Annotated in this window: 13 protein-coding genes and 2 tRNA genes; 9 read left to right on the top strand and 6 right to left on the bottom strand. The window is 45.3% G+C overall.

Annotation, left to right across the window (positions count from 1 at the left end; translation table 11 throughout):
- Positions 1-4: 4 nt before the first annotated feature.
- Both DDZ15_RS03440 and DDZ15_RS03435 read right to left on the bottom strand, forming a co-directional pair.
- The gene (locus DDZ15_RS03440) at positions 5-1,243 is read right to left on the bottom strand and encodes a glycosyltransferase (RefSeq protein ID WP_109644916.1); all 1,239 of its coding nucleotides are present in this window, start codon (positions 1,241-1,243) and stop codon (positions 5-7) included.
- A complete protein-coding gene (locus tag DDZ15_RS03435; protein ID WP_109644914.1) occupies positions 1,240-1,815 on the bottom strand; it encodes a TetR/AcrR family transcriptional regulator in 576 nt (191 codons plus the stop codon). The genes DDZ15_RS03440 and DDZ15_RS03435 overlap by 4 nt, the downstream gene beginning before the upstream one ends.
- A 335-nt stretch (positions 1,816-2,150) precedes the next feature.
- On the opposite strand from DDZ15_RS03435, the gene DDZ15_RS17050 reads away from it, so the two are divergent.
- From DDZ15_RS17050 to DDZ15_RS03415, 4 genes are all read left to right on the top strand, one after another.
- Positions 2,151-2,555 (top strand): helix-turn-helix domain-containing protein, encoded by a 405-nt coding sequence (locus DDZ15_RS17050; RefSeq protein ID WP_109644912.1) that lies wholly within the window; start codon positions 2,151-2,153, stop codon positions 2,553-2,555.
- Between the two features lie 39 nt (positions 2,556-2,594).
- Positions 2,595-2,990, top strand: a complete 396-nt coding sequence (locus DDZ15_RS03425) for a VOC family protein (RefSeq protein WP_109644910.1) — start codon at positions 2,595-2,597, stop codon at positions 2,988-2,990.
- Between the two features lie 197 nt (positions 2,991-3,187).
- On the top strand, positions 3,188-4,321 hold the full coding sequence (locus DDZ15_RS03420; protein ID WP_199222868.1) for a glycosyl hydrolase 53 family protein: 1,134 nt from the start codon (positions 3,188-3,190) through the stop codon (positions 4,319-4,321).
- Between the two features lie 282 nt (positions 4,322-4,603).
- A tRNA-Pro gene (locus DDZ15_RS03415) sits at positions 4,604-4,680 on the top strand.
- Between the two features lie 259 nt (positions 4,681-4,939).
- Here DDZ15_RS03415 and DDZ15_RS03410 read toward each other — a convergent pair.
- A complete protein-coding gene (locus DDZ15_RS03410) occupies positions 4,940-7,222 on the bottom strand; it encodes a PAS domain S-box protein (protein WP_109644908.1) in 2,283 nt (760 codons plus the stop codon).
- 266 nt (positions 7,223-7,488) lie between these two features.
- Here DDZ15_RS03410 and DDZ15_RS03405 point away from each other — a divergent pair.
- Positions 7,489-7,576, top strand: a tRNA-Leu gene (locus tag DDZ15_RS03405).
- 856 nt (positions 7,577-8,432) lie between these two features.
- The gene (locus DDZ15_RS03400) at positions 8,433-9,230 is read left to right on the top strand and encodes a competence protein CoiA (RefSeq protein ID WP_146198506.1); all 798 of its coding nucleotides are present in this window, start codon (positions 8,433-8,435) and stop codon (positions 9,228-9,230) included.
- Positions 9,231-9,419: 189 nt separating this feature from the next.
- Here DDZ15_RS03400 and DDZ15_RS03395 read toward each other — a convergent pair whose 3' ends face one another.
- Entirely contained in the window at positions 9,420-10,211 is a 792-nt protein-coding gene (locus tag DDZ15_RS03395) for a DUF6090 family protein (RefSeq protein ID WP_146198505.1), read from the bottom strand.
- A 135-nt stretch (positions 10,212-10,346) separates the two neighbouring features.
- Positions 10,347-11,099 (bottom strand): DUF6090 family protein, encoded by a 753-nt coding sequence (locus DDZ15_RS03390; protein ID WP_146198504.1) that lies wholly within the window; start codon positions 11,097-11,099, stop codon positions 10,347-10,349.
- A gap of 308 nt (positions 11,100-11,407) precedes the next feature.
- Between DDZ15_RS03390 and DDZ15_RS03385 the strand changes: the two genes are divergently transcribed.
- Both DDZ15_RS03385 and DDZ15_RS03380 read left to right on the top strand, forming a co-directional pair.
- A complete protein-coding gene (locus DDZ15_RS03385) occupies positions 11,408-11,683 on the top strand; it encodes a hypothetical protein (protein WP_109644900.1) in 276 nt (91 codons plus the stop codon).
- A 277-nt stretch (positions 11,684-11,960) separates the two neighbouring features.
- A complete protein-coding gene (locus DDZ15_RS03380) occupies positions 11,961-12,527 on the top strand; it encodes a hypothetical protein (RefSeq protein ID WP_109644898.1) in 567 nt (188 codons plus the stop codon).
- A gap of 40 nt (positions 12,528-12,567) precedes the next feature.
- Here DDZ15_RS03380 and DDZ15_RS03375 read toward each other — a convergent pair whose 3' ends face one another.
- On the bottom strand, positions 12,568-13,287 hold the full coding sequence (locus tag DDZ15_RS03375; RefSeq protein ID WP_109644896.1) for an SGNH/GDSL hydrolase family protein: 720 nt from the start codon (positions 13,285-13,287) through the stop codon (positions 12,568-12,570).
- A gap of 343 nt (positions 13,288-13,630) precedes the next feature.
- Between DDZ15_RS03375 and mreB the strand changes: the two genes are divergently transcribed.
- Positions 13,631-14,722 (top strand): rod shape-determining protein, encoded by a 1,092-nt coding sequence (gene mreB, locus DDZ15_RS03370; RefSeq protein WP_109644894.1) that lies wholly within the window; start codon positions 13,631-13,633, stop codon positions 14,720-14,722.
- Positions 14,723-14,999 lie beyond the last annotated feature (277 nt).

Here is a 14,999-nt window from a genome sequence, read left to right as displayed (position 1 = left end):
ATTATTACTTTTCTACGCTTTGAACGGGATGCAAATCAGCAATAGCCTTTACTGCCCGTTTAGCGCCGCCGGCTCTCTTAAAGGCCTGAGCTATCTCTTTGGCTCCTTCCGAACAGTTCATGGCCTCTTGAATTGCTTTCCCAAGTCGCTTCTTATTTAGCCTGTTTTTTGAAAGCATGACCCCGGCCCCGCTCACCTCCACCCTGCGGGCAGTCTCATTCTGATCCCGTCCCCATGGAACCACACAAACCGGAACACCGGCAGACAATGCGCGCTGTGTGGTCCCCATACCTCCATGTGTGATGACCAGGTCCATTTCCGGGATAACCTGGGCATGCGGCAGGAATTTGGTGATATGTACATTATTACGGGATGCATTAAACCGGTCAGGATCAAATGCAGACGTCGTTACAATTACGCTTCCCTCCCGGCCGGATGTGGCACGCAGTGCAGTTTCGATGATGGCTCCGTCATCCTGCATCTCTGTGGATATGCTCACCAGTATTTTTGGTGAAGGAAGATCCTCAATCCACTCCGGCTTGTTACCCGGAGGTGCCCAAAGTCCGGGTCCGATTGAAAGAATATTATCCGGGAAGTCCTTTCGCGGGTAATCAAAAGGTTCAGCCGTGCGGTATAGCACCAGGTCAGGCCTGAAAAAAATATCTTCGTATTTTTCAAGCCTGGGTACATGCAAGCTTGATCGTACGTTATTCAACTCGTCGATAATGCTTTTTACAGCTTTTTGAATCAGCCCATCCACCACACGATCCCTGAAACGATGCAGAAAATTGGTGGGAGGTGCAAATCCAGGCCCAAAAGCCGGGGTGTCATCAGAGAATATGGGAAGACAATACGGCATAAACATAACCCATGGATTGCCCCGTGCTTCAGCATAGGCTCCGGCTCCCCACGTATTGACATCTACAATGAGCAGATCCGGATTAAATTCGTTGCAGCTGGTCCTGAGATCTTCAATTTCATAGGGGGCTCTTGACAACCAGCTTTTGAAAGCGGATCTGATCTGTGAAATGGGGTTGTTTTCTCTGTAATCCTGAAGATGCAGCGATTCAATATCCGGGGAAATGGGTGCAAATTGGATGCCTTCGGATTCAACATGATCTTTTTCACTGCTCAGGGTTTGAACTATAACTTCATACCCCTCATTTCTGAGCTCAATGGCAACATCCATCATCGGATAAAGGTGACCCCGCGCAGGAGATGTGTAGATCAGTACGGTTTTCATGACGCCCCCAGAATTCTTCTTACCATGCCAACGATAACTTTATTTGTCGTGCCAATGGATCTGCCAAGATCGAGCCGCAGTAATTTCCAGGTATAGATATCAGTGGCAACCACAATTCCATCAAAAATCTCAGAACTCTTCCCAGATAAATGAGGACCAAAACATCTTTCCACCCATTTCAGATGATAGGCCCTGCCTTCATTGGTAAGGACTGAGGCAAAGGAATCACCGCTATGTTCCTGAGCAAGCAGATTCAGTACCAGTTTACCCTCCTCTTCATAATGCTCAACCAGCTTTGAAATGGCTTCTGTAATATTTCCGGGTTCAGAGACACCTCTTTGCATCTCTACCCGGGATGACACCCTTTCTGCCACAGCATGGAGGCACCCGTCTCTTGATTTCATATGACGAAGCACAGTTTGAACGGTAACCCCGGATTCCCGAGCAATGGAGCGAAGACTGATCTCCTGCAATGACGTTTCTGTAATAAGCCGCTCGGTAGCCTCGATAATGTTCTGCGTAGTTTCGGCAGCTTTCTGAGAACGGCTGGACATATCGTAGGTTCGGGCCATTGAATGGAGCTATATTGATGTTAATGTAGTTAACATTAATATAGATGATCACCGCTATCAAAGCAAAAACCTTATTTGGCAGACCTTTGAAAAATAGTATGAAGTTATTATTCTGTGGGTGCTTTACCCCCTATTTGATGCGGTCGATGTTTCGCCAAAATCCGATTGCACCACCTGGTTTTTTACTGTTTTGCATTACCCGGGTATCAGACATACATAAAAAACGATAGTTAGAAACAGTGTAAGCAGATAAGGTTTCATTTTCTGTCGTTCACTATTTGTTGCACGCTGCAGAACCGTCTTACAGATACAACATTCACGAAACTCAGACTGAAATGAGTTTTTTCCTGGAAAAAATAGGTAGAGTTAAGGAGAACTGTTATTCCAATAAAGGACAGATCAGAACAGTTATTTTGACGCGTGCGTATATCAAAAACAATTATCATAAAGACGTCGATTTAGACTTATTGTCCCGGCTGCACTTAACGTCAAAGTATCATTTGCTGCGACTTTTCAGACAATATTACGGAATAACTATCAGGCAATATCTGATTGACACCCGAATAGAAAATGCGAAATTGTATCTGGGAAGAGGGATGTCGGTTACCGAAACCTGTTTTGCTGTAGGGTATAACAGCCTGAGTTCTTTCATCACTTTGTTCAAAACCAAAACCGGCGTTACACCCGCTGAATATCAAAAACAGCAATTTTCAATAAGCACATCTCCTGCTGCTTTTTAATTTTACCTGCACCATTAACCTTCAATAATCCATAAGATCATGAAAATTAGAGTTGTAGGAATTCCAGTCCGGGATCAGGAAAAAGCACTGAAATTTTATACAGAGAAATTGGGATTCATCAAGAAGAGGGATCTACCGTTGGGTGAGGGAAACAGATGGTTAACGGTGGTATCCGGTGAAAAACAAGATGGTCCTGAGTTGCTTCTTGAGCCTGCACCCAATCATTTTGAGCCTGCAAAGGTCTTTCAGAACGCAGTGAAAGAGGCCGGCATGCCATATACGCAGTTCAGAGTGGATAATGTACAGGAAGAGTACGAGCGATTGTCCGGCAAAGGGGTTGAATTCACCATGGAGCCCACAGAAATGGGAACTACAAAAATTGCGATGTTCGACGACACATGCGGTAACTACATGATGATCGTTGAAATGCTGTAATGCGACTGAATTCGGACTCTTTCGGCTTAAAAAAGCTGCTGAATGCCGGACTATTGCAGCAGGGATTCTCTCGGTCCCCTTCTGCTTTATGATGGTGAATTAATTCCGGATGTGAACGAATAGCCGCCCGGTTCCGGAACATTGCCGATAACATGAAGGTAAACACCAGATAAAATGATCTTATTTTACACACCGGCATGAAAAGAGCTATCGTATTACTACTGTTTTTACCCGCTGCATTGATACTCTTCGTATCCGCATGCGGCAATGAAGAGATCACCTCATCATCCGTGTGTGAAGAGGAGGACTTTTTTTGTGAATATTCTTCAAGAGCCTTCAGCATGGGATTCAGCACCTGGCCTTATGCACCTTCGTCTGAATCTGTTTCCACTACATATCAGTTTATTGAAGACCATTCCGATATTTACTCGGAACATATCGACTCCGAAATACCCTGGAATGCATGGATCAATGATTTGCCCTTGCCTGACGGTTTCATTGACCTGATTGAATCAAAAAAGACGGAAAAGCTGCCCGGCACTGAATTGACCGTCTCCGTAAGTATTTTGAACAATGCCCGGGCGGATCTTGCACCAGATTATGACGGCAGCATCCCCGACTACATCGATCTGAATGACACGCATATCGAAGATGCCTATGTAAAGCATCTTGCCTACATCACCCGGGAGTTAAACCCGGACTATCTGCTGATTGCCATAGAAGTGAATGAGCTGCTAAAAAATGCCCCTGAAAAGTGGGACTCTTTTAAATTGCTGATGGATAACGTTAAAACGAGAATCAGCCGGGAATTTCCAGCGCTGCAAATTTCCGAGTCCATTACATTACATAATTTCTACCAGCCGGATGTTCAGATCCCTGAAGAGTATATTCAGGAAGTCAGCGACTACGCAAATTCCATGGAATTTGTGGGAATAAGCTTCTACCCCTTTTTCAAAGGACTGAATACGGCGGACGGTTTCCAGAACGCTTTCGACTTTCTGCATGAAAATATCAAAAGGCCTATTGTATTTGCTGAGACAAGTCATCTGTCGGAAGATTTGTCTGTTGAATCCTTCAATTTATTTATTCCCGGAAATGAACCGGAGCAACAAGAGTACCTCGAAGTACTCGCTCTAAATGCACAGGAGCAGGAGTACGGTTACGTCATCTGGTGGGCACACCGCGATTATGACGAACTTTGGGAAACCTTTCCGGCTGAAGTCAGGGATTTGGGAGAATTGTGGATCAGTACTGGGATTATCAATGAAGACGGAGCAGAAAAGGAAGCCTACACGATGTGGCAAACGGTTTTAGACGTACCGTTAAGATAACCCGTTGCACCGAGGTCTGTGAGTAGCATGTTTGTTGACGGGTGATTGCTGAGTGCGTGTGGATGGGATGGTTGTTGGTTGATGGCTGTTGGTTTATGGTTGTTAGTTGTTGGTGGTTGATGCCAGGGCCAATCTGTTTTTCCACATGCAACCTTCAACATACAATTATCAACTGACAGCTGACACTTGAAGCCCATTATCCTAAGTGCGCATAGTTTCTTATATTTAGTTCTCTCGTGATAAAAGGACTATTGGTTAATTATAAAGTCCTGTCTTTTCCCTCGGGATGTGGCGCAGCCCGGTAGCGCGCTTCGTTCGGGACGAAGAGGTCGCAGGTTCAAATCCTGTCATCCCGACCAAATTTTATAACTTGCGAAGAGAAGGGTCTTATACTTGCATAGGTTAGATCGCAAGATTCCTTCCTTAGTACGTGATTTATACCTGATCACTTACCACCCTCTCTTCCGAAGCAGTGCTTCGGGGTTTCCCGAAGCCTCGGGATCATCCCGACAAAAAAATTGTTGGTTGCCAGTTGTTTGTTGTTGGTGGTCAGTAATTGATTTTTGATGCCACAATCAACCGACAACTAACAACTGACCACTGACAACTATCACCCCATCAATTAAGCGTCGAATGCGCCCCCCTCATGCGGGTGGTAAAGGAAAAGGAAATTTCAAAGCCGTTCTCACCGTTTACAGAGTATTCAGCCGACAGCTGCTTGAGCAGCGAGCGGGACAGGATCATGCCCATTGATGAGGAGTTTTCAAATATATCCGTCTCAAATCCCTTCCCGTTATCTTTGTATACCACATGAATCAGATCGGAGCCGCCCGTGATTTCTATGGTGATGAGTCCCGCATGATTTCTGTCAAATCCATGCTTGAAGGAGTTTGTGATAAACTCAGTGAGCAGCAGCCCAAGCGGTATTGCCTGGTTGATATTCAGATACTCTACCTTTACCCGCAGATCATAGCTGGTGAGATGATGTTTGTCCTCATAAAGATCAAAAATCCGGCGAAACAGCTTTCTCAAATACTCCTTGAAAGAGATCTGAGAAAAGTTTTTCACATCGTAGAGCATTTCATGAACGCCCGCAATGGAAAAAATGCGGTTCTGAGTCTCGCGCAGGATCTCAGTCATAGTTTCGTCATCGATGTTGATGAGCTGAATATCGATCAGGTTGGCGATGATGGCCAGGTTGTTCTTCACACGGTGGTGAATCTCAGAAAGGAGCACTTCTTTTTCGTCCAGTGAACGCTGCAGCTCGTCCCGTGTCCGGTTGCGTTCGGTAATATTGACGCCGTTACCCACGATAAAGCGGCGCTGGCCGATGGTCATAAGGGTTCCGTTGAAATAGAAATCATACAATTCACCGCCCGATCGCACCACAGTTTCCACCTCCAGTTCACCCGTGTTGTTGGCGTTCTGTATGGCCTCCAGCACCTTAAGTCGCTCCTCCTCGATAAAGAGTTCAAGAAAATTCATTTCGTTGAGCTCTGCATCGGTCAGACCGAAAAAATCATTTACATTTTTATTCCACCGCACCAGGTGACGTTTCTCATCAATGAGATAGAACAGACCCGGCTGCCCCTTCAGTATGGTATCGCTGACCTGCTTTTCGTTCTGAAGCTCGCGTTCTGTCTCTTTCTGCAGTGTGATATTCTCGACCATCACGAGCACTTCTCCCTTATCGCCGCCCGATTTTTTTGTAGGCGTTGCAAAGACGCGTACATCAAATTCGGTACCGTCTTTTCGGGTTCTGGTACTTTCCTCCATATAAAAATCTTCTCCCCCGAGTACCGAATGGATCATCTGCTGAAACTCAACAGCCGACTCCTTTGTGATATCAGGCAGATATTGATCTGTCACCTCCCGGGTGCGGAATCCGAACATATTCTCTGCGGCACTGTTCCAGAAATCTGTGACAATTCCTTTCTTATTCACAGTATAAATTGCAAGCGGCGATGAGCGGATAACGGCGCGCAATTTCCTGTTCGATATACCGTAGGATCTTTTTGCACTGTAAAAACCGAGTATAAAATAGAGAGCGGCCCCAACCAAGGCAGAAAACATGAACCCAAGAACCAGGTTCAGCTTCAGGTTTGCGAAGATTTCTGCACGAAGCTCCTCACGGTCGGCCACAATGGTCGAATACCAGAACCCACCCCTGCCGTTGTAAAGGTCAAGCTGCTGCTTGTGGGCAAGGTCCCCGTTTTGTTCTTCCTGACTATGCTCTCCATAGCTGTAGAAAAGATTCCCATCTTCGTCTCTCAGTTTAACGGAGTAGGTTTCGCGCTGCTGCATCACTGCATCGAAAAGCATGTCGAAGTCGAGACCTGCAGCGAGGCTGCCGATGTACGTCTCGTTTCTGTAGACCGGAATATCGATGATAAAAAACTTTTCATCCTGACTCTCATCCCCATCACCTCTAAAGCTGTAGCTTCCGCTCACTGACAAAAGGGAGTCTTGCTGCGACTGACGCAGCCCTGCCCTTCGCTGATCGTTTGCGGAAGGGTCGAGCTGTTCCAGTGAAAGGTAATCCGGATCGCCATAACTCCGTAAAACAGTAAGGTCGGGTGATATCCACTGTATAAACGGAACCGAAAGGGACTGGGCAAGAATCAGATCGGTTTCAAACTCCCATAGCAGGTCGGGATTGTCATCGTGTGTTTCAATCCGCCGCTTGAAATTCCTGAGCCGTTCAATTTCATCATCAGCGCGCTGAATGAAACGTTCAGTTATCAGTCGCGATTGTGCCACTGCAATATCCCTGCGATCCTGTTCAGCCTCGGCATAGTCGAGCCGCCAGACGTACCATACAAACACCCCGAAGACCAGGCCGGTCAGAATGGAAAGAAGCAGGTGTCTGATATTTACTTTATTGTGCGAACTGCTGTTCATTGGTCACGGAAAATTGCTGTCCTGTGCGTTTTTTAACCGGATAAAATCCCATCCACTGCGACGATTTACTTGCATTTTTTTACTTCAGAGCCATATAACCGAAAAAAGAGATACCGGTAAAGTACTAACCTACAGTATGCAAATAAACAAGGAGTTGAAAAAACGTTTTCCGTTACGATTCAACCGACCGGATGATCTGTCTTTAAACCACTAAAAAGGGGTTGGTATAAAGACCGGCATGGCCTTATATTTCATAGTTGAAAAACGCCTCGGTGGCGGAATTGGTAGACGCGTTGGACTTAAAATCCAATTGGTATTTAAATGCCAGTGCCGGTTCGAGCCCGGCCCGAGGTACAGGCCCGGATATCTATCAGATATCTGGGCTTTTTTATGCTTCTATCTTTGCAAGAAATCGCCGGGCGAGAAGCCTGTCCCGAGACTTCGGGAAGCCCGGCCCGAGGTACAAGCTCCTATTCAAGTTTTGGATAGGAGCTTTTTTTATGTGCAAATTTCTGATTTATACAGCCGGGCGAGAAGCTGGATCGAAGCGATAGCGGAGAGCCAGTCCCGAATTGGTAAGCTATAGGCTGGCAATCTCTTTAAAAAGTTTCGGGAAGCCCGGCCCGAGGTACAGGCCCGGATATCTATCAGGTATCTGGGCTTTTTTATGCTTCTATCTTTGCAAGAAATCGCCGGGCGAGAAGCCTGTCCCGAGACTTCGGGAAGCCCGGCCCGAGGTACAAGCCCGGATATCTATCAGGTATCTGGGCTTTTTTATTTCAATGATCTCAATCTTTTGTGGCCGGGCGAGAAGCTAGATCGAAGCGATAGCGGAGAGCCAGTCCCGAATTGGTAAGCTATAGGCTGACAATCTCTTTAAAAAGTTTCGGGAAGCCCGGCCCGAGGTACAAGCTCTTATCCAAGTTCAGGGTAGAAGTTTTATTCATGTATATCACTTTACACGGATTTATAAAAGAGAGCAAGTATATAAGCCTGACATTCAAAATGATTTTACTCTTCTATGCCCTAACTGTAACTCTATGCTTCACCAAGAAAAGGGCCACACTTTAAACAAAGATGAATTAAGAGGATTGTTGAATTAATAATCTATAAGTGTATTTTAGAGAAGGGGTGACACCATGGTGTCACATACAACTATTAGTTTGCCAAGTGATCGTAATTGCTCACTCTTCAAAAGACTATAAACATCATGAAATTTGCACTTATAGACGGGATGAAAACAAAAGCTACTAAAGGGGCTAAAGGAATCTGCCAATGTTGTGGTTCAGGCGTTTACGCAAAATGTGGTCCCATTCGAATCCATCATTGGGCCCACGAACCAAAAAGCAAGTGCAAATCAGTAAAAGAAGGCGAAACCCGCTGGCACCGAGCTTGGAAAGAAAACTATCCTGAAAGCTGGCAAGAAATCAAATTTCCAGATGATGGAACAGGAACGTGGCACGTTGCAGATATAAAAACAGAATATGATCTCGTAATTGAATTTCAGCATTCACATATCAGTCCTAAAAACCGCAGTAAAAGAGAAAGCTTCTATCAAAACATGATTTGGGTTGTTGATGGAACAAGGCTCGAGAATGACTATTCACGTTTTCTTAAAGGACTAACTAAGCTTCAAGAAACCCAAAACGAACATATTTACTCAATTGAAACACCTCATAAATACTTTAACTCTTCATGGCTCAATAGCTCTGTACCCGTCATCTTTGATTTTTTAGGGACGAAATCTTTAGACATAAACGATGATCCAAGAACTTATCTATTCTGTTTATTACCATTCAAAGATAGTTCAAGGGCTGAAATTTTAATTTTACCACGAGATGCATTTATTCAATACACTAAAGAAGGCAAGTTGTTTAAAAAGAAAGAGATTAAAATTATTCATAGTATTAAAACACGAGTTTTAGTTAGAGCTACCACACGAAGAAGAGAGTCTACTCACTATCTTGATCCTAAACGAGGAGTATTTAGAAAAAAGAGACGTTTTTAATAAAATCTTTATCATTCTTCATCTTGTTATCAAATAAAGATATTTCAGTAAAATTGGATAATTAATCCAATGGGTAGGATTATGCAACAGACGGATTACTTGAATTCACAGAGGTCAGTTTTCATTGAGATTGAAAATTAGACTTTAAAAAACCAACAGCTGACAACTGACAACCTGCCACTACCCAAATCATCTCTCAAGTTCCGCATCAATCTGCACAATTAAATGCTCAATTTCCCGGATCAGAACCTCAAGGCTGTTGATATTCCATTTTCGGTTGGAGATAATTTCAGTATTGATACTTTTAAACTCGTTGTCATCAAGCAGACTCTGATAGTCGAATGGTCTGGCCAGCTCAATTTCATTGTTGTTTTCATCTGTGGCATAGTATCTCCTGAAATGTTTTACATGGTACGGATAGGAGATGTTTTGCTGCAAATTGTTTGACCAGACTTCGTTTTCATTTTTAAGAATGGAGAATTCATTTTCAAAAATGAAGCTGATTTCGTTCCGCAAACTGTCATTGGTAATCAAATCAATCCCTTTGGATTTCAGGAATTCATATCCACCGGTGACCGGATTGGTGGAGATGGTCCAGAAATAGACGGCAAATGCTCTGTCGAGCGTTTCATCATATGGTTTTCGGTCATCAAGATAGTCCAGGATCATCTCATTGTAGTGGAGATATTCTGACTCTGTCCTCAGCGTACGATTCAGTATGTCAATATTGCTGACCAGGTTGGATCTGAGCTCTTCCAGCATTTCAATTTCAGTCTCCCTCGCCTGCTTTTCAGAATTGATGTTGTCAAGGTAAAGTGCAAGAAGAATCCCCACCACAATCAGTACAATCTCACCCAAGGCATATAAAAGATATCTGAATGCCCGGTAGGAAGTTTTGTTGAACTGAGTACGTGGATTGGCCTGATCATTCATGTTCCCGGAGAATAAGTTTTGACGAAGATGACGGAAGAAGCGTAGCATGATTCACTGATTTTTGGATCTTATTTCTCATTACTAAAGAAAAATTTATCCTGAGGTGTTATTCCGTTTAAAATTAATCATACAGTAGGCGTATTTCAGAATTTTCATCAACTCCTTCGTAAACGGTTTCCTTAGTTACAGCAATAGCCCCAGCTCTTCATTGATTAATCGAAGGATTTCCAAACAAGCCCTCTCTGCTTTTTCACCCTCTATCATTGAATGAGTTTGGAGTAGCTTTCTCAAAGCCAAATGACTTTGAAAAGTATTATTGTCTAGTAATCTGTTCCAGTTTACCTGCTCTAAAGGTTTCACCGTTTCATAAAGATCCAGTCTGTAACCTTCAAAGGATCGGATCCACCGATCATTGACCTGCTCAACATTGGAAAGAGGATAAAGCTCTGCGAGAAGTGGCATGAGTATTTCCCTGATATAGTCAACCATAAAGACTTCGTCATCCTTCACATCAGCTGCAATTCCCGGCCATTGAGTGATCAGATCCCTCAACTCTTTATTTGAAATCAGATTCAGGTTGCCGGAGTTAATCAGATTGCTTGATGCACCCGGACGATCCGTAAAGGTGAACCATCGTATAAATCCAAAGGTGAGACTATCCAGGGCAGGGTTATCAAAATTTCCCGACAGAGATATTTGCTGAAGTTCTTTGAGCTCCGCATAAACGATTCGATGTTCATTTAAGGTTCGCTGCAGGTCAACCAGGTTTGCTTCAAACTCAACTTTTAAATCATGAAGGATTTCCTGTTCTTTTATCCTGTCGAGCCGTTCCTCATTCCAGTTGTTCACTTGAAGGGCTAACAGTATCCCGATCATGACCAGGGCTACTTCCCCAACCGCATACAGTGTATATGTGCGGACTTTATTCTGTTCCATAAGTGCTTTCCGAAATCGGCTGAAGATGCGGAGCATATTCTTCTAAGGTGTTATTTGTTGTTGAACTTTATAGAGCTTAACCAAGAATCAGTAATCAATATAAACATCAAACATTCATTTCCTACCCTAACCTGACCTCTGAAATCTGTTATGGTAAACCTGCCCTTCTCCCTTATTAACCAAAGGCTTCCTTTTTTACTGACAACTGACCACTGACAACCATCAACAAACAACTACCCAAAACACGGATGACGCATGATGTCACTGCCTATGGATAGGTTCCATTGAATAAACCTAATCCTCAAAGTATGAACGCCCGAAACTACGAGCCGATCAACGTCCTGAACCTGTTCAAGGGGTTTGATGCACCCTATACATCACACAAGATCATCCCCTACCGGTTTGAAAGAAAAAACGGTACCACTCACACAATATCTGAAATTCGGGTTGTGAATAAAATACGGTCCGGCGGCAGGGACCAGTTTCATTTCGATGTAAAAACCAAAGACGGGATCTACTGCCGGCTCCTTTTCGACACCCACACCTTTACCTGGCGGCTGGTTGAGGAGAGAAATGACTTGTGATGTGAGATGGGTTTTGAGTTAGGAGTTTGGAGTTTGGAGTTTGGAGTTTGGAGTTGAATGCTATGAGGAATTTGCGGGTTTTTGGAGCTTTTTAATACGGCGTACTATTTTCAAGCGGAAACATATCGTAACGGTTAGTTAATATCAGATTCTTATGTTTTTAGACAGATGTATGTTTTTTCCGTAGAGAGTCTTAATACGTACAATATTGTGGTTTATATATGCGTACTATGCTAAATTCTTAAATATCCATCGATCCCAATAAATATCATTCATCATGAAAGAACTCTTTATCAGCCTGGTTATGATTCCTATGCTGGTTATGACCTCTTGCGAGGATGATTGCGTTACCCTCAAAAATTGGCAGGAAGAAGATGTTGTTGAACTCATTACTCTTGCACCCATTCAATCATCGTTTCAGCAGGGCGATGTGGTGACTCTAACGATCGACCTGCCGGCATCCAACGATTTCTTTGCAGATTACATCGATAATCGCCAAACACAAGTCAATCTTTTCGAAGAAACCGGCGATCATGTTGCTCTGATTACCCTGGGAGACGATGAATTGTTTCTGGATAATACACTCACCTTCATCAAGGGTAGCCGGGGAGAATTTCCAAACTGGTTTATCCTCCCCTACAACTCACAGACCGAAATGTATGAGCTGGAAGTTCAGATCAGCCTCGACAGAACCGGTGCCTATTCTCATGAAAAGTCCGGCCAGATATATCTCGGTCCACCTGACCCAACTGAATGCAGTAACTTCCTGCTGAATGTACAATTTGCGGATATCGAGGGGCAGTTTGTTGAGTTTACGGTGAATGAATCTTCAGCAGCTGAGTAGGATATCGGAATTTTAAAACTTTGATTGTCGATTTGAAGAATCAACCCTGCGCTGACTGATCCCGAACCAACCGGATTGTCCGTGCAATCTCCCTACCCCACGCCTTGTACACTCCCGGGCCGGGATGAAAACCATCAGAGGCCATCATGCTCACATCCGCGTTTACATCATCCGGAGGTATATAATGGCAGCCTTCCTCCTCACACAGGTGTTCGAGCGCTGTGTTAAAAGTCCTGGCACTCCTTCCCAGAAACCATCGCAGCGGCTGCGGCAGAGCGGGGAATTCGGATACCGGGGGAAGTCCCGACACCAGAATGTGCTCAACTCGGAATTTCTCTCTTAGCACACCGTACAGCTCACGCTGATCCGAAATCCACTCTTTTTGTGAAAGTCCGGCGGTCACATCATTTACACCGAGCGCGGTGACGGCAAGTTCATAGCTCTTTTCGGGCTGTCTTTTCAGCCGGGTGATCACGTGCCTTGTCCGTGCTCCTGTTTTGGCTAAGAGACAGTAGGAGATTTCAAATATATCATCCAGATTTGTGAGGATATTTCCCAGCAAGGCTTCTTCCTGTGATGACGTCCCCACACCTGCTGCCGAAGAGTCACCGACAACCAGCAGGCTGATCTGCTTACCGCTCCCAATGATTCCTTTCCGTTCCCCTTCCGGTTCGGGCAGCATTACTATATGATCCCGGACAAATTTTCCCTGATAAAAATAGACGGGGGCAAGCAGTAGATCGATCAAAGTTGTTATCATTGTGCAGATATCCTTAAACCGGATGATTTTAGGAGAGGTAAATAATTCTTAATGATTTAAAATACAACCCCGGTGCTTTATCCGGGATGAAACTGCTCACGTGCAGTTAATGCTTATCAGGCCAAACAGAGATTCAATAAGCGGGAACAATGGAGTACGTATGTTGTACAAGATACTTTAGCTTTTTGAAAGAAAAACGCTCTGAAATCATTTGTTGACACCGGCATTTCTGTTATCCATTTCATCCACCGTACGGGTCTGCCCGTGTAGACGGGATATGGATGCGTAACAGATACGCCCAATGTTCTCAGTTTGAAAAATTCATTATCTCTGATCCTTAATCATGTCTGAATCAATCCCCCAAACCAAAGCCGAATCTCAAACTTCTTCCGGCTCTTCACCAACTGCAAAACCCCGCAAACCCGGACTTTTCAGCTCTTTGAATACAGACCTGGCGATCGACCTGGGAACCGTCAATACGCTCATCCATGCCCGCGATCAGGGAATTGTACTGAACGAACCAACGATCGTCGCACTGAATCCGAAGGGACAAATCGTAACCGTGGGTCAGGAAGCGCGGCTGATGCATGAAAAAACGCATAAGGATCTGCGCACGGTGCGTCCGCTGAAAGGAGGCGTGATAGCCGATTTCGACATTGCCGAGAAGATGATGCGTGAAATGATCCGGAAGGTGATGAAAAAGCGCTGGTTCTCTTCAGTCCGCAAGCTGTTTGTCACCGTTCCCAACGGAATCACCGACGTAGAGCGCATGGCCGTGAGAGACAGTGCGGAGAATGCCGGCGCAAAGGAGGTTTTTCTGGTTGAGGAAACCATAGCGGCGGCCGTGGGAATCGGACTCGATGTGAATGCGCCGTACGGCAATATGGTGGTCGACATCGGGGGCGGAACCACCGAGATCGCCATCATCTCCCTGGGCGGAACCGTCTATTCGCAATCGGTGCGCCTTGGCGGCGAGCAGATGAATGAGGAGATTGTGAATCATATCCGGCGCAAGTACAACCTTCTGATTGGAGAGCGGACCGCCGAAGAGATCAAACACGAAATCGGGTCTGCCATGCCCGGCGATGATGAGCGTGAATTTACCACCAAGGGACGCAACCTGGTAAGCGGGGTGCCCAAAACACTCACGGTGACCTCCGCCGATGTTCGCGAAGCCATTTCAGAAACCGTCAACTCCTGCCTGAATGCGATCACCAAATCACTTGAAAACACCCCGCCGGAGTTGTCGGCCGACATCCTCGACCGCGGCATCATGCTTACCGGAGGCGGCGCGCTTCTCCGCAATATGGACAAACTGATTTCGGACGCCATTGACCTCCCCGTGCACGTTGCAGAAGATCCGCTGACCACCGTAGTGCGAGGAACCGGCATGATTCTGGAGCATCACGAGAAATATGAGACGGTGTTGATGTGATGCACGGTTCAGGGTGCAGGGTGCTGGGTGCAGGGTGCTGGGTGCTGGGTGCTGGGTGCTGGGTGCAGACTACTAGTCCCCTCTAGAGAGGGGATATGGCGGCATGAACGTGCGAAGCACGCTTCATAACGCCAAGGGGTGTGTTCGGATGGCTTTCCCGAAGTATCGAAACTGCGCTCCGGGCCGCAGGCGATTCCCCAAAGTGAACTGCACGAAGCAGGCAACATGTCCCGATTCCGCGGGAGCGACAGGCAAAAACGGTTAGTATTGTAAATTC

Origin of the sequence: Rhodohalobacter mucosus, assembly GCF_003150675.1 — a bacterium.
GTDB lineage: Bacteria > Bacteroidota > Rhodothermia > Balneolales > Balneolaceae > Rhodohalobacter > Rhodohalobacter mucosus.
This window is presented reverse-complemented; position numbering and strand designations above follow the sequence as displayed.